The sequence below is a fragment of the Pseudocnuella soli genome (genome assembly GCF_004347775.1).
Lineage (GTDB): Bacteria > Bacteroidota > Bacteroidia > Chitinophagales > Chitinophagaceae > Flavisolibacter > Flavisolibacter aquaticus.
The window spans coordinates 2,441,343-2,457,421 of the sequence record NZ_CP037755.1 but is presented as its reverse complement, the minus strand read 5'-3'; the positions used below and the strand labels follow the sequence as shown (position 1 = coordinate 2,457,421).

At 48.0% G+C, this 16,079-nt stretch carries 15 protein-coding genes; 9 read left to right on the top strand and 6 right to left on the bottom strand.

Annotation, left to right across the window (positions count from 1 at the left end):
* The first annotated feature begins 191 nt into the window (after positions 1-191).
* Entirely contained in the window at positions 192-1,373 is a 1,182-nt protein-coding gene (locus EPD17_RS10105) for a M20 metallopeptidase family protein (RefSeq protein WP_132053890.1), read from the top strand.
* 81 nt (positions 1,374-1,454) lie between these two features.
* Here the strand turns inward: EPD17_RS10105 and EPD17_RS10100 are convergent, their stop codons facing one another.
* Together EPD17_RS10100 and EPD17_RS10095 are read right to left on the bottom strand one after the other, a co-directional pair.
* A complete protein-coding gene (locus EPD17_RS10100) occupies positions 1,455-2,231 on the bottom strand; it encodes an ABC transporter permease (protein ID WP_114236840.1) in 777 nt (258 codons plus the stop codon).
* Positions 2,228-3,139, bottom strand: a complete 912-nt coding sequence (locus EPD17_RS10095; protein ID WP_132053889.1) for an ABC transporter ATP-binding protein — start codon at positions 3,137-3,139, stop codon at positions 2,228-2,230. The genes EPD17_RS10100 and EPD17_RS10095 overlap by 4 nt, the downstream gene beginning before the upstream one ends.
* A gap of 315 nt (positions 3,140-3,454) precedes the next feature.
* Between EPD17_RS10095 and EPD17_RS10090 the strand changes: the two genes are divergently transcribed.
* The 7 genes from EPD17_RS10090 (at position 3,455) to EPD17_RS10060 (ending at position 12,866) form a co-directional block, all read left to right on the top strand.
* Positions 3,455-5,803 carry an NADP-dependent malic enzyme gene (locus EPD17_RS10090; RefSeq protein WP_132053888.1) on the top strand — a complete coding sequence of 783 codons (2,349 nt, stop codon included), beginning with the start codon at positions 3,455-3,457 and terminating at the stop codon, positions 5,801-5,803.
* 6 nt (positions 5,804-5,809) lie between these two features.
* Positions 5,810-6,547, top strand: a complete 738-nt coding sequence (locus EPD17_RS10085; RefSeq protein ID WP_114236843.1) for an MlaE family ABC transporter permease — start codon at positions 5,810-5,812, stop codon at positions 6,545-6,547.
* A gap of 85 nt (positions 6,548-6,632) precedes the next feature.
* On the top strand, positions 6,633-7,481 hold the full coding sequence (locus tag EPD17_RS10080) for an ABC transporter ATP-binding protein (RefSeq protein ID WP_114236845.1): 849 nt from the start codon (positions 6,633-6,635) through the stop codon (positions 7,479-7,481).
* A 445-nt stretch (positions 7,482-7,926) separates the two neighbouring features.
* Positions 7,927-9,144 (top strand): ADP-forming succinate--CoA ligase subunit beta, encoded by a 1,218-nt coding sequence (gene sucC, locus EPD17_RS10075; protein ID WP_132053887.1) that lies wholly within the window; start codon positions 7,927-7,929, stop codon positions 9,142-9,144.
* 580 nt (positions 9,145-9,724) lie between these two features.
* Positions 9,725-10,222, top strand: coding sequence for a GNAT family N-acetyltransferase (locus EPD17_RS10070; protein ID WP_132053886.1), 498 nt, complete (start codon positions 9,725-9,727; stop codon positions 10,220-10,222).
* Positions 10,223-10,391: 169 nt separating this feature from the next.
* Positions 10,392-11,435, top strand: coding sequence for an alpha/beta fold hydrolase (locus EPD17_RS10065; protein WP_132053885.1), 1,044 nt, complete (start codon positions 10,392-10,394; stop codon positions 11,433-11,435).
* Between the two features lie 288 nt (positions 11,436-11,723).
* Positions 11,724-12,866: a GAF domain-containing sensor histidine kinase gene (locus EPD17_RS10060; protein WP_132053884.1), complete on the top strand. Its 1,143-nt coding sequence runs from the start codon at positions 11,724-11,726 to the stop codon at positions 12,864-12,866.
* 55 nt (positions 12,867-12,921) lie between these two features.
* On the opposite strand, the gene EPD17_RS10055 is transcribed toward EPD17_RS10060, so the two are convergent.
* The 4 genes from EPD17_RS10055 to EPD17_RS10040 are packed head-to-tail and all read right to left on the bottom strand — an operon-like array spanning position 12,922 to position 14,580.
* Positions 12,922-13,554: a SprT-like domain-containing protein gene (locus EPD17_RS10055; protein WP_114236849.1), complete on the bottom strand. Its 633-nt coding sequence runs from the start codon at positions 13,552-13,554 to the stop codon at positions 12,922-12,924.
* Complete coding sequence (locus EPD17_RS10050; RefSeq protein ID WP_132053883.1) at positions 13,547-13,951, bottom strand: hypothetical protein; 405 nt, start codon at positions 13,949-13,951, stop codon at positions 13,547-13,549. The genes EPD17_RS10055 and EPD17_RS10050 overlap by 8 nt, the downstream gene beginning before the upstream one ends.
* Positions 13,941-14,165, bottom strand: coding sequence for an AtpZ/AtpI family protein (locus EPD17_RS10045; protein WP_165929587.1), 225 nt, complete (start codon positions 14,163-14,165; stop codon positions 13,941-13,943). Before EPD17_RS10045 ends, EPD17_RS10050 begins: the two co-directional genes overlap by 11 nt.
* Complete coding sequence (locus tag EPD17_RS10040; protein WP_114236852.1) at positions 14,149-14,580, bottom strand: bactofilin family protein; 432 nt, start codon at positions 14,578-14,580, stop codon at positions 14,149-14,151. Before EPD17_RS10040 ends, EPD17_RS10045 begins: the two co-directional genes overlap by 17 nt.
* A gap of 385 nt (positions 14,581-14,965) precedes the next feature.
* On the opposite strand from EPD17_RS10040, the gene EPD17_RS10035 reads away from it, so the two are divergent.
* Entirely contained in the window at positions 14,966-16,027 is a 1,062-nt protein-coding gene (locus tag EPD17_RS10035; RefSeq protein WP_132053880.1) for a hypothetical protein, read from the top strand.
* Positions 16,028-16,079 lie beyond the last annotated feature (52 nt).

Below are 16,079 nucleotides of genomic sequence, written 5' to 3'. Positions count from 1 at the left end.
GAACAATCCTGTGTCTTTTTGATGCAGGATTTTTTTTGCCCGCTTATTTTGAATTGGGCAATGCGGCCTTGTTGTTTGCGTTTTTGGTAGTCAAAGCGGATATGTTGTTGCGTTCCAAAAAACAAAGCCTATTTGCCCACCAACCCCGAACTTTGAATCACTTGATTATTGAACTTATTGAACCAACATAAATGGAACTATCCACTATAAAAAACCTGGCGGCGCAATACGCACCGCATTTCGTTGAAGTGCGCCATCACCTGCACATGCACCCCGAGCTAAGCTACCAGGAATTTGAAACGTCGAAATTTGTGCAGCAAAAGCTAATGGAGTATGGAGTTCCATTTGAGGTAAAAGCAACAACCGGTGTAGTCGGCATCATTGAAGGCCGCAACCCGCAAAGCCGCATCGTGGCACTCCGTGCCGATATGGATGCGCTGCCCATACAAGAGGAAAACAGCATTGAATATAAAAGCACCGTGCCCGGCGTGATGCACGCCTGTGGCCACGATGTGCACACCACTTGTTTGTTGGGTGCAGCCCGCATTTTATCGGAAACAAGGGGCCAATGGGATGGCACCGTGAAGTTGATTTTTCAACCCGGTGAAGAAAAAAATCCCGGTGGTGCATCGCTGTTGATTCAGGAAGGCGTGTTGCAAAATCCTGCTCCGCAAGCCATTTATGCGCTGCATGTTAATCCGCAATTGGAAGTGGGCCTGCTTTCGTTCCGTCCGGGCATTGCCATGGCATCAGCCGATGAAATTTACATTACAGTAAAAGGGAAGGGCGGACATGCTGCAGCCCCGCACTGGACCACCGATACCATTCTTGTGGCATCGCACCTGGTGGTGGCGCTGCAGCAGGTGGTGAGCCGCAATGCAAACCCTTTCTCGCCTTCCGTGCTTTCTATTACTTCTTTTCAAGGCGGTTATACAACCAATGTTATTCCAACCGAAGTAAAACTGATGGGCACATTCCGTGCAATGGACGAAGCATGGCGTTTTAAAGCCCACGATATCATTAAGCGAATTACATCTGAGCTGGTGCGCAGCATGGGTTGCGAAGCCGATGTACATATTGATGTGGGCTATCCTTGCGTCTACAACAACGAAGCGTTGTATCCAAAAGCCGACGCACTTGCCAAAGAATATATGGGTGCCGATAAAGTAGAGGTAACGGAAATGCGCATGGGCGCCGAAGACTTTGGCTATTACTCGCAACAAATACCCGGTTGCTTTTTCAGGTTGGGCACCGCCAACAAAGCAAAGGGAATAACTGCTGGCGTACACACCCCGGTATTTAACATTGATGAATCCGCTATTGAAACCGGTATCGGCATGATGGCCACGTTTGGCGCATTGGGCGCTGTATAGGTTTTTATAATTTTTTCTACATAACAAAAGAGGTGTTCTGTTCAGAACACCTCTTTTGTTATGTCAAACTGTTTTTGCTCATTAGCCTTTTTCCTTTTTATAAATCACGTCTAAAAAGCCGCCAATCGTAAAAATTACGAACGCAATAATGCTGTTCCATTCATGCGGTTGCAGCCAGCCTTTTACCGGCTGCGAAACATAGCGCAGCGTGAGGCCGGGCTGTGCAAAAGGCACTTTGTAAATGTGCTCCCATCCCAGGTTGGTAGCTACAATTGCCGCAATCAACAGTGCAAGGCCAATGCCCATCGGCACAATGAAATTTTTAAAACGGAGCGACAGCCAATACTGAATGGCAGCAATGCCCATAGTTGAAATGTACATTTTGGCATTCAACTCCACTAGCTTTTGTACATCAAAACTACTTTTCAAAAATGCCAGTTGCTTATGCACCAGCGCCGAAACAATGCCGGTACCGAGCATAAATAAATTGAAAGCAATAAAGAAAAATATGATCATCGTATGGATGATCAGCAACTTTGAAAAATAGATCTGGCCATAGCTTTGCGGCGACGCATACACCTGCTTCCAGGTGTTGTTTTTAAATTCAATCTGCGTTACCAGCGCACAAAGCAACACCACAAACATGGGCAACAGGAAAAAGCCCACGCCCTGCCAACCCATAAAAAAATGCACATTCCAGGGCGCTTCGCCCAATTGCCTTGAAGCACCATCCGGCTTTAGAATATAAGCAATTAAATAAATGGCTGGAATAAAACCAGCACCCAACAGGCTTAGCCAAAATGAGGCAGTGCGTTTTGTTTTAAGCAGTTCCGATCGGTAAGAGTTGGCAAAGGTCATTTGGCTTCGTTTGTAAGGTCGATAAACATTTGTTCCAGGTCGTTGTGGCGCTGCTCAAGGTGGTATACATCAATGCCGCCCTGCACCAACAGCCGGTTGGCGGCGGCCACATCACCCCGCGAGGTGAAGGGCAGCAGCAGGTGACCATTTTGGCGCTGTGGCGCAAAGGCCTGCAGCAGGTTCAGCGCCGTTTCATTGTCGCTGGTTTCCAGTTGCACAAATGCCTGCTTTTGCTTCATTGCCTGCAGGTCGCGCAGCGTACCCTGGAACAAGAGTGCACCCTGGTGAATGATGCCCATATGCGTGGCCATTTTTTCCACTTCGGCCAAAATATGGCTCGACACCAGGATGGTTACGCCTTCTTCACTATTGAGTTGCTGTATCAGCAGCCTCGTTTCAATGATACCATTGGGATCGAGGCCATTGGTTGGTTCGTCCAATATCAAAAACTTAGGCTGGTGCAGCAATGCTACGCCAATGGATAAGCGCTGTTTCATGCCCAGTGAAAATTGCTTTGCTTTTTTGCTCCCGGTATTTTCCAAACCTACTTGCTGCAGCACCTGCGCAATGCGGATGTTAGGCACATTGTAAATACGCCGGTACACTTCCAGGTTTTCCTTGGCGGTGAGATGCCCGTACAGCGATGGTTGTTCGATCAGCGAACCCACCTGCCGCAGCACTGCTTCGCGGTGTTGTTTCAGGTCCTGGCCCAAAATGCTGATGCTGCCTTGCTGTACCGAGAGCAGCCCCAGCACCAGGCGCAGCGTAGTAGTTTTGCCGGCACCATTTGGACCCAAAAATCCATAGATAGCGCCTTGCGGCACCTGCAGGCTAATGTCTTTTAATACAGGCCGGTTGCCGGAAAAATGGTGTGAAAGGTTATGTGTTTGTAAAACGAATGTGTCCATATAGCGGTAGCTTGGTGAACCAAAGTAGTGCAGATTATTATTAAAATGCAAGTAATTGGTATGAGCGGTGTCGAAGTGTACGCAGCAACAATGAATATTATTGCACAATAATATACGACAACATTGAACGAGCATTTTTTAATTGAATAGAAAACTCTCAATACGCTAAACATTAGTCGGCCGCCCATCTTTGAATGCGCCTTTTCATTTCTTCGTACCTTGCACGCTTTATATTTAACCGCTTGCTAATTTGCTGCCCGGTCCTGTTGCATGGCACCGTCGTCACCGGAAAGGGCATTGGATCAATAAACCTGTATGCAGAAAGACTCAAGGAAAATGGATGCCCTAGATTATCATGCCAAGGGCCGCCCGGGGAAAATAGAAGTAGTGCCCACCAAAGAGGCGAAAACCCAGCGCGACCTGTCGCTGGCCTACTCGCCGGGAGTAGCAGAACCCTGCAAAGAAATTCATGCCGATACCGAACAAGTTTATAAATACACAGCCAAGGGAAACCTTGTGGCAGTGATCTCCAACGGAACAGCCGTTCTGGGTTTGGGCGATATTGGCCCGGAGGCCTCCAAGCCCGTGATGGAAGGAAAAGGCGTACTGTTCAAAATTTTTGCCGACATCGATGTGTTCGACATCGAGATCAACGAAAAAGACCCGGAGAAATTTGTGCAGATCGTAAAAGCACTGGAGCCCACTTTCGGCGGCATCAACCTCGAAGACATTAAGGCGCCGGAATGTTTTTATATCGAAAAAGCACTGAAGGAACAATGTTCCATCCCGGTAATGCACGATGACCAGCACGGCACCGCCATCATTTCATCGGCAGCCCTGCTCAACGCACTGTTGTTGCAGAAAAAAAAGATCGACAAAGTGCGGTTTGTGGTAAACGGCGCAGGCGCCGCAGCCATGGCTTGCATCCGGCTGTATGTAGCATTGGGCGCAAAGCCTGAAAACTTTAATGTATTTGATATCAAAGGACCGCTCCACCGCGGCCGCACCGACATTGAAGAATTCAAACTGCCTTTTGCCAACGCCTCTGCCGATGCCACGCTTACATCAGCCATGCGTGGCGCAGATGTTTTTGTTGGCCTCAGTGTAAGCAATGTAGTGACCGGTGAAATGGTAAAAAGCATGGCCAAAAACCCGGTGGTTTTTGCATTGGCCAACCCCGATCCGGAAATTCCATACCTTGAAGCTAAAGCGGCACGCAATGATGTGATCATTGCGACAGGCCGAACTGATTTTCCCAACCAGGTAAACAATGTATTGGGCTTTCCGTACATTTTCCGCGGAGCGCTGGATGTACGTTCGCGACAGATCAACGAACCGATGAAACTGGCAGCCGTGCGGGCCTTGGCCGAACTGGCGCAAACTGCGGTGCCCGATATGGTAAACCTCGCTTACAACACCAAAACCATTTCGTTTGGCCCCGACTATATTATTCCCAAACCGCTCGATCCGCGCCTGCTGGCAACGGTAGCGCCGGCTGTAGCCCGTGCCGCTATGGAAAGCGGCGTGGCGCTGAAGCCGATACAGGATTGGGAGGGTTATACCAATGAACTCAACCGCCGCCTTGGCCTCGACAACCAGGTGATGCGGGTGCTAGGCTCCAAAGCCCGCCGCGATCCCAAACGGATTGTATTTGCGGAAGCCGATAATATCAAAATCCTTAAAGCTGCGCAAATTGTGTACGACGATGGCGTGGCCTATCCGATCTTGCTGGGTGATGTGGAGAAAATAAAACGCATTGCAGCTGCCAATAAAATTGACATTGAAGGCCTGCCCATTTTTGATCCGAAGAGTGAAGAAATGCGGCCCAAACGGATGGCGTACAGCGAAGTGTTTTTCCAGAAACGCAAACGCAAAGGCATCAACATTTACGAAAGCCAGAAGGTGATGCGCAATCGCAACCACTTTGGCGCCATGATGGTGGAAATGGGCGATGCCGATGCAATGATCTCGGGCCTCACCAAGAATTATGCAGACACTATCCGGCCGGCCATCCAGGTGATTGGCACGGAAGAAGGCGTTCGCAAGATTGCGGGCATGTACCTGATGCTCACCAAAAAGGGACCGCTGTTTTTGGCGGACACAACGGTAAACTTCAATCCAACAGCCGAGGAACTGGCGGAAATTACCCTGCTGGCAGCCCGCGAGGTGCGGCATTTCAACATTGAGCCGCGCATTGCACTGCTCTCCTATTCCAATTTTGGCTCGTCGGACGGCGCCGAGGCAAGACTGATGGCCGACGCCCGCAGGATTGTAAAGGAACGCATGCCCAACCTGATTGTGGACGGCGAGATGCAGGCATCGGTCGCGTTCAACAAAGAGCTGATGAAGGAAAACTATCCATTCAGCGAATTGGTCGACCGCGATGTAAATACCCTCATTTTCCCCAACCTCGCTGCAGGCAACATTACGTACAACATTCTGCAGGCGCTGGGTGCCGCCGATGCCATTGGCCCGATTTTGTTGGGATTAAACAAGCCGGTGCATGTACTGCAACTGGGCAGTTCGGTGCGCAGCATTGTAAACATGAGTGTGATTGCCGTTGTGGATGCACAAATCAAAAACAAAACTGCTACCGACGAAGTGGTGCGCCGTTCGCCGTGGTGGAAAAGATTGAAACGAAACAAACAAGTTACAAACCCTTAATGGTATATGCAGTTCTTAAGCGAATTGGGTAAATATTTTCTGATGATCGGCGGCATGTTTTCCAGGCCGGAAAACTCCAAAATGTACTGGAAGGAGTTCATGCACCAATGTGCCGAAATAGGCATAGGCTCTCTGCCCATCGTGGCCATTATTTCGTTTTTCATTGGTGCGGTATCGGCGGTGCAAACTGCTTATCAATTAGTGTCGCCGCTCATTCCCCGCGAGTCCATTTCACAGATCGTTCGCGATACGGTGATCCTTGAATTTTCCTCCACGCTGGTTTGTATTGTACTGGCCGGTGTGGTGGGTTCTAAAATTGCCGGCGAGCTAGGTAATATGCGGGTATCGGAACAAATTGATGCGCTGGAAATCATGGGTGTCAACTCAAAGGCTTACCTCATCATGCCGAAGATATTGGCGGCGCTGGTAGTGATTCCGATGCTGGTAGTGATTTCGATGGTGCTCGGTATTTATGGCGGCCGTGTTGCCTCTACCATGACCGGCATTGTATCGCCCACCATTTTCGACAAAGGATTGCTCAGCGCATTTGTGCCCTTCAACGTATTTTTTGCATTGATCAAAGCATACACCTTTGCCTTTCTTATTTCCAGCATACCGGCTTATTATGGTTACCATGTAAAAGGCGGCGCACTGGAAATCGGCCGGGCATCAACCAAGGCTGTGGTGGTAACCTGTATTTCTATATTGCTGGCCGATTATGTATTGGCGGCGTTGTTGTTGTAAAAGGGCAGTAAGCTGATAGCTTTTGATTATCGGCTGAGCCGATTGAAATAAAATAGCTAGCAGCTAAAAGCTAAAAGCTTTCCTCATGATTGAAGTACAAGACCTACGCAAAGGATTCGACGGCAAAGCAGTGCTGAAAGGTGTTACAGTAAACATGAACCCCGGCATGTGCAACCTGATTATCGGGTCGAGCGGCAGTGGCAAAACGGTATTTATGAAATGCCTGGTGGGTCTTTTTCGTCCCGACAGTGGGCATATTCTGTACGGCGGCAGGGACTTTACCGAAATGTCGGTAGAGGATAAAAAAGAGATCCGAAAAGAGATCGGCATGCTGTTCCAAGGCTCTGCGCTTTTTTCGTCGATGAATGTGGAAGACAACGTGATCTTTCCGTTGGACATGTTTACGAACTGGAGCCGCAAGAAAAAAATGGAACGGGTAAACGAGGTTTTGGAACGGGTAAACCTGACCGGCAGCAACAAAAAATTTCCCGGCGAACTGAGTGGTGGTATGATGAAGCGTGTGGGCATTGCCCGGGCCATTGTACTCAACCCAAAATACCTGTTTGTGGATGAACCCAACTCCGGTCTTGATCCGCAAACATCTGGCCTTATCGACCAATTGATCAGGGAGATCACAGTAGAATTTGGGATTACTACGGTCATCAACACCCACGACATGAACTCGGTGATGGAGATCGGCGATCATATCATTTACATGTACCAGGGCGAACGCGAATGGGAAGGCAACAGCAAGGACATCATCTTTAGTAAAAACGAACGCCTGAACGATTTCATTTTTGCATCCGACTTTTTGAAAGACGCGAAAGACATGCGCATGCTTGAAGAAACCGGCCACATCCCCCAGTCGGAAGACCGCAACATTGAAGAAATGATCCGCAACGCCAACGAGCCGTTGATACCACCGAGTGAATGAGGGGATTTACGATTTCGGATTGCGGATTTCGGAATGAAGCAGCCGGCATAGCCTCTTTACTATTGCCCTATTTATATTTTACTGAGCCACTACCGCACCGTCATTGCGAGGCGCGGTAGTGGCTTATTTTATTTTAGCATTTGGGCGCCGAAGCAATCTCCTTTTTCCAGCATGAATTGATACCTCCTATAGCTCTTTGTAAATCGACAGAGATTGCTTCGGCGCAGAACATTTACCAAAACACAATCGCTCCGCTGCGCCTCGCAATGACGGGCGGACGCAAAAGGCATTCATCGCAATCATAGAAACCTTCAAAGAAACCATTAACGACTAAGTACAAACTACAGACTGTCAACTCTAAACTCCCGACTGCCAATTAACCACACCCAACTATCCTCCCCCATCTATCATCTATCATCTTATATTTGCCCAAACTTTTTTGAGAATGAACTTGCACGAATACCAGGCAAAAGAACTGTTGAAGAAATACAACGTTCCGGTGCAGGAAGGCTTCGCCGCCAGCACACCCCACGAAGCGGAAGAAGCCTACCGCCAGATCAAAACCCAGTACGGCTCTTCGTTTGCCGTAATTAAAGCGCAGATTCATGCGGGTGGCCGCGGTAAGGGTAAGATCCGCGAAAACGGCATCAACGGCGTGAAGGTGATCAAATCGCTGGATGAAGTAACCGAGGTTTCGCAGAAACTGATCGGCGGCACCCTGGTAACCATCCAAACCGGTGAAGCCGGCAAGGTGGTGAATAAAATTTTGGTTGCGCAGGACATGTATTATGATGGTCCTAGCGAACGCAAAGAGTTTTACCTCTCTATTTTGCTCGACCGCGCCAAAGGGCAAAACGTGATCATGTACAGCACCGAAGGCGGCATGGACATCGAAGAAGTAGCGCACAACACACCTGAAAAAATTTTCAAAGAGTGGGTACACCCCGGCGGTGGGCTGCAGGGTTTCCAGGCACGCAAAATTGCCTTCAACTTCGGCCTGAAAGGTGATGCCTTTAAGAATATGGTGAAGTTTGTAACCAACCTGTACAATGCATACGTTGGCCTCGATTGCGCCATGCTTGAGATCAACCCGCTGTTCAAAGCTGCTGATGATAAGATCGTAGCGGTGGATTGCAAAATGAACCTCGACGATAACGCACTGATGCGCCACCCCGACCTGGCCAACCTGCGTGATATTTCGGAAGAAGATCCAACCGAAGTTGAAGCCGGCAAATACAACCTTAATTTTGTAAAACTCGACGGCAACGTAGGTTGCATGGTGAACGGTGCCGGTTTGGCCATGGCCACTATGGACATGATCAAACTGAGTGGTGGCGAGCCTGCCAACTTCCTAGATGTAGGCGGCACAGCCAATGCACAAACCGTTGAAGCTGGTTTCCGCATCATCATGAAGGACCCGAAAGTAAAGGCCATCCTCATCAACATTTTTGGTGGCATTGTACGTTGCGATCGTGTGGCGCAAGGGGTAATTGATGCTTACCAAAACATGGGCAATATTGATATTCCTATCATTGTACGCCTGCAGGGCACCAATGCCGAGGAAGCTAAAAAACTGATCGACGAAAGCGGACTGAAAGTGCAATCAGCCATCCAGCTGTCAGAAGCAGCAGGGCTGGTGAACCAGGCACTGGCTACCGCTTAATCATACTTTTTGCTTTAGCTAAAAAAGCCACCTTAAGGGTGGCTTTTTTATTGTACACTTTGGTAAATGCACAAGCGTTATGCGACACACGGATTTGCATTTTGCAAACAAACACAAACCGATTGGCTGAATTGTGGCGTGTTGAATGTAATTCAGATGGAACCGTATTTAATATCAGCATAAATGGAAATGCTAACGCGGCGCAGCCAAATAATTAAGAAAATGGGACCTATATAAAATAGAACTCCCCGCAAAAGCGGGGAGTAATTTTTTCAGGCGCGTGACGGTTTAACTTTTTCACAAGGTATCGGCCTGTTCAGTCTTTCAGTGGATTTGGAAATTAACGGTTTGTTCTTTTGGATTGTCGGACGCTAATCTTTCTTTGGATTTGGATATTTGATGGATCAAAGATGCAGCACAATAAAGTGGCAAAAAAGAAATTGCGTGTCTCATTTACACTTTTACGGTTTATACCTCAACTTCTCTAAGACAAAACACCTATAACAAATATCATTATTTTTAATAATTAACCCGAAACACGCATTTGGTCTGTATTTACCCGCCACCTTATATTTAACCCATGACACAGGCACCGAATACCGTAACCATTAGGAACATTGAACCACAGGACAATGAGCCACTGGCAAAGATCATCCGCTCAGCGCTGGAGGAGTTTGGCGCCAACAAACCCGGCACCGTTTATTTCGATCCCACCACCGATGCATTATACCAATTGTTCCAAACACCGCGGTCGCAATACTTTGTAGCCCAAAATGGAAATGGTCTGTTAGGCGGTGGCGGCATCTACCCTACCGATGGCCTGCCAGCCGATACCTGCGAACTGGTGAAGATGTACCTGCGCCCCGAAGCTCGTGGACTGGGCCTGGGCCGCCAATTGATTGAACAATGTATGGAAGCAGCACGTGCAGCAGGCTTTAGCAAAATGTATTTGGAAACGATGCCCGAACTGCGCAATGCATTAGTAGCATACGAAAAATTAGGGTTCAAATACCTCGATGGGCCAATAGGCAACTCCGGACATTTCGGTTGCGGGCTGTGGATGTTGGTTCAATTATAAAACATCAAACTTTCATTTATTCTTGCGACAATTCTTGTTGCTAATCGTTTACAGCAAGCAAATTTCTATTGCATATAAAGCATAATTTTCTTTCTTCACTTGTGTAACATTTTATTGGTTACCGCGTACCATTTATACGCAAACGAAAACAACTTGCACGTATTTTTTTATGAAGCATTTATTGTTTTTCCTGATCGGCACCCTATCACTTTTTGCACAAGCACAAGCGCCTAAAGATTCTGTCTATCATGCTAAGATGAAACAACCCGGCGTAAAGATGGTTAAAGTGCATGGCGGCAAATACAGTGTGTTCACGCAAAAAATTGGCAAAGGAAAAATAAAGCTGTTATTACTGCATGGCGGCCCGGCAAATGGACACGAAGGTTTTGAAAACTTTCCGCAACACCTCAATCCAAAAGATTTTACCATTTATTACTACGATCAGTTGGGTTCTTATTTTTCCGACAACCCGCTCGATTCCACAGCATACACGCCTGACGCATTTGTAGAACATGTTGAAGAAGTACGCAAAGGGTTAGGCCTGAAAAAGTTTTACTTGTTGGGCCACTCGTGGGGCGGTATGCTTGCCGAATTGTATGCACAGAAATATGGAAAGAACATCAAGGGATTGGTGTTATCCAATGTTCCCGGTCATTATTTTTCGCAGGAAAAACAACTCCGTGCATTCGACGACAGCCTGATGAACGCTTGGTTAAACGAAACAAAAGCGCTGGCTAAATTCAGTGCTTATCCCCGCCCGGTCATCGACTCAGTATTTAGCGGCAAAGCTCTGGCCGATACGGCGGTATCAAAAGCCTTGCACCGCAAAGTGGGCCCGGCGCTAGATAGCATGATGAACAGGCTGACTTATTTTCGCTCCAACGATGCATACCCCGAACCCCTGGTACGCAACGAAAAACATATCCGCCGCAAAAAGGACAATATCTATCTCGATCGCCTGAGAAGCCAGCATCAGCGAGTGGACTACAAAACAGCGTTGCTGGCACTGCAAACAAAAACACTACTTATTGGCGCACCGTATGATTATATGTATGCTAAAGGTTATACAGACATGCAGCAAGCAATGACTAAGGCAAAAGTGCGGGTGCACATCACACCAAAAGGCGCACACTACACCATGTGGGATGATCCCGAGCATTATTTTGCCGCACTTAAAATGTTTTTGGTGGATGTAGAAAAAGGCAGGTTTTAATTTAAATAAACCTAATCTATTATTTAAATGCATCAGGTAGCAAGATGTTCAAAGCAATTGATGTCAATTGCTTTGAACAATCGTACCGCTATAACTTAAAAGCAAGTAAAGCAACAGCATTTTGTCAACTGTTTTACGCTAGATGCTTACACAAAATCTTCCATTATAACGCTTAGTGTTAAACGAAAACCGCGTTTTCATTTTTGCTTTTTCAACAAAGCAGCCGGATGTTTTTCTTAACAACGAACTAACGGATTCATTAATTAAATTGCTGCTTTAACCGCATAGATGATAACACCAACAGTACCTGCCAGTGAAGAGTGCAGGCTGCACGATCTATATTCCTATGAAATCCTGGATACTTTTTCCGAAACGGGTTTCGATGAATTGGTAGAACTGGCCTCACAGATCTGCAACTGCCCCGTGTCGCTGATTACTTTTATCGACAAAGACCGCCAATGGTATAAAGCCAAAAAAGGCGTGGATGGCACCGAAAGTCCGCGTGACATTGCTTTTTGCTCGCATGCCATTTTGCAGGATGATGTTTTTACCGTCAATGACACTATCCGCGATGATCGGTTTGCACAAAACCCGTTTGTAACCGGCGGGTTGAAAGTGCGGTTTTATGCAGGTGCGCCCATCGTATCGGCTGCAGGCAATAAGTTGGGAACGATTTGCCTTATTGATAGCCATCCGAGGCAGCTATCCAACGATCAAAAAAAGCTTTTGAGCCTGTTGGCAAAACAAGCATCGCGATTGTTGGAAACACACAAGAAAAATAAGCTCTTGCAACAACAGGCCGAAGAACTGGTGGCGTTAAAAACAACTGCCTTCCGCAAACTGATGCAGGAACATGCGCAATCGAACGGGCAAATTTCTTACAACCTGCATGAAGAAATCGGGCAAACGCTGGCATCGAGCATCATGTACCTGCGCTGTGTGGAAACCCAGCAACCGGTTCCATCGCCCATGTTAGCAACAGCCATCGCTCAACTGGAAAAATCGCTTACTGATGTACGTAAGCTTTCCTACGATATTACTCCGCCTACGCTTCAACACTTGCAGGTGAAAGACCTGTTACAGGATTTTCTGCAACGCGTTCACAATACTTATTCCTTCAACATCAGCTTTAAGGCCGTTGGCGCCAATCGCGATACAGACACTGATATTACCGTATTGGTGATCCGCGTATTGAAGCAATGGTTGCAGGTGCTGGCGCAAAAATCCAATGCGACTGAAGTAGTTATTTTTCTCGAACAAAAAAATGGACTGGAGCTTTCTGTAAGCGACAACGGCGATGCTTTTGACGCAGCGCAAAGAGCCGTTGTTTTGAGCCAAAATATGTTAGCAGAAAAAGTCAGCGCCTACAATGGAAAATTATACCTGGCGGCAGGCAATGAGCCACCACAATTACATATAACGTTTGAATAATAGAATTGCATCCATATTCATTGATGCGATGCGGCCCTGTTTGTAGTTAACTGCATCAATTGGCCGTTTCATCCACCAGTTTTACTTCATACACCGGGCTGAACAGGTACAATCTTTTGGTTGCTATTTCTTCGCACTTAAAGCGCTTCCGCATTTTGACGCCTTTTCTAAAAACGCGGCCATCGCTTGTTTGAAACAAGGCGCCCAAGGCCACCGTTTCTACAAACACAACACCATCCGGCTTTTTATCGTATCCACGCAGCACCCGCAGCAGCACTTCATCGGCACAGGAGGAAGCCGCCGGGTTGTGCAGTGACCGCAACAGTGCGGCTTTTATATCAGCCGGAAAAATATCGTGCTGTATGAATTGCTCCAGCAATTTACCAAACGTAGTCTTCCATTCGCGGCCATGTGCCTGCACCCTGCCGCCCCATTCCTCAAAGGTCAGCAAGTGCGCCAGTTCGTGTAATAAAGTGATGAGGAACGCATACTGGTTCAGGTTACCATTTACCGAAATACGGTGTGCCTCGGTGCGGGTTCGGTGGCGGTAATCGCCCAATATCGTTTTTCGTTCACGCGCCACCGTTAGGTGCACCTTGTAATGATGCAGGTAGTGCAGCACCGGCTCCAGGGTTTGCGGCGGCAAAAACTGCTGCAATGCATGTAGCGGCGCTTCCTTTTTAGCCATTGTTCTTATTGTTGCGCAGCATACGCATCAGCACCGACACTTCCAGGAACGTATACACCAGGTACAATCCCATCACGGTAAACAGCGCAGGCTTATTCAGGTCTTGCTTGTACGAAGCAATATAAACTACCGCCGCAATCATACAGGCAAACAGCTTAATCAAAATGCTGGTGTACACACTGCGAACAAAGCGGTGCGGGTTCGGATTGGCCAAGCCACGTTTGGCCATCAGAAACGAAAACAGCGTGATCAGGAACAAGAGCAGGTTGCCGGCAATAAGCACGCCCTGGTCGGCGCCCCAGCCCTCCAGCCAGCTGCGGCCGGCCACAAACAAGGCATTTAAAATAATAAAAAGCAATACTACCGGTGCAAAATCACGCATCCTGCTATGCATCATCCTGTTTCTTTTTGGAGGTCTCCTGAATGAGTTTATAAATCAGCAGGCAAAGTACTACAAAAGGCAATACCCAAACCAGTACCGGGAACCACATACCGAGCCAGCCGTCGGCTTTGTAGCCCAGCCACACGGCCACACCCAGGGATACCGCCAACTGTGATGCCAGCCCGGCGTAGCGCATCAAATCTTTGTTGTTGCTATTTTGCTTTGGCAAGGGGCTTTTCGTTTTCATTCATGTGCACCACCTGGGCGGCGGCTGTTGCTGCGGCGCCCATCTGGCATTGGCCATTAAAGGTAGCTGTTGGTTCAATCAGCAATTTGGCGGCCACAATATTTCCGGCCACTGCGCAGGCACCTTTCAGTTGCAACAATTCTTTAATGGTCAGGTTGCCCTGCACCCGCCCGGCTACTTCGGCCTGCTCGCCGTTAATATGACCTTCCACCAGTCCACCGGCGCCAATGATCACTTTAGCTGCGCAATGTACATTGCCCACAATGGTGCCATCAATGCGGAGGTCGTTGGAGCTCGATACGTCGCCTTTGAACGTGGTGCCTGCGGCAATAAGGGTTGCATTACCGGCTTGACTGCGCTGCGTAGTTGCAGTCGCTTTTTCTTTAGCAGAAAACATAGGATTGCTTGGTTTAATGTTTTACAAAAGGATTGGAACGGGCATCAAGGTATATTTTTTTTGGTAATCCGGCAACTGTGCACCGGGCGGCACCGGTTGCGTCGCACTCTTGTGCGGTTGGATCGCTGTGCGGCATTAGTGTTCATGCGGCGGCGGGGCGGAGGCGCGGAGTACGCAAAGGAATTTATCAAGAAGAAAGAAGCTGCATTTTATTTGTTGCATCAGCATGCTACAACGGTACTTCATTGCATGAGCGCATAAGCTTCATAAAAAAATTCCACCAATACACCATTCTATTTATTATAAAAAATTCACCTAACCAATCTCCCTTTCCTGCTTGACTCAGGTCAATCGTGCCGCCCGGCTCGCTGGGTACCTTGCGCCCATGCTTGAAACGACTTCCATCAAACCCTCGTGCAAAAAACCATTTTACCCCGTACAAAAACCCTTGCGCGGTTACCTCAAAAAATGGGGTCGCGATATTCCGCTGCCGGTAACCTATGCCGATATGGAGCGCATTTCCTATTCCACGCCGCTATTAGACAAGAACGGTGTGGATACGCTTTGGGAAGAAGCGCATTACGACCTGCGGAGTTGGGAGGAGCTGCAGCAAGATCTCATCAAATTATACGCACTGCTTAAAACCGAAGGCGATTTCACATTTACCAAACACCTCCGTGTGGCCCGCATCGATTACTGCCCCTTTGGTAATTCCAATCCCTTTAGAGTACGCATCGTCAACCGGTTCAACGACAACGCTGATTATTTTTACATTAAAAAAGAAGATGCCTCCCGCGTGTACGGCCTCGAACTGGAGCATATATTATCGCCGCACCGCATGAAGTTTCTGGCCGGGCCGGGCACTATGGTGGAGGAGCACATTGCCGGCATCCCCGGCGACCTGTTTGTAAAAGATTATTTCCACAACACCAGCACCAGCAACAAAATTCGCCTAGCCAAAGAGTTGGTCAAGTTTAACGAACGGTGTTTTGTGCGCCTGTTGGGTGATATGCGCAGCTATAACTATGTGGTGGACATTACCCCCGACATCGAAGATTTTCAATACCGGCTGCGCCCCATCGATTTTGACCAGCAGTGCTACGAAGGCCGCGCAAACCTGTACCGGCCGCAGTTTTTTAAAGAAAACCTGCCCTATGTGGAGCTGGTGCAGCAATACCTGAATAAGGACTCAATTGAACAATACCGGATGGAAGAACGTACGCTGATGGCGTTCCGCCTGTTTTCCTCGCGGCGGCGCATGCTCGACCTGATGAACCTGATGGTACGGGAAGAATTATCGAAACCGGAAAAAATCGAATCCCTGAAGGCTCAACTCAACAGCATGCATTTTACCGACCGCTTTAGCCGCTGCAACACCATGGGACAGGTGCTAAAGCAAAACCTGAAACAAAGCCTGAGGAAGAATATAAAGTTGATTATGCAGTAGGAAGAAGTCAAAATTCAAAATTCAAAAAGTGGGCGTTCGCTGATTAGAATTT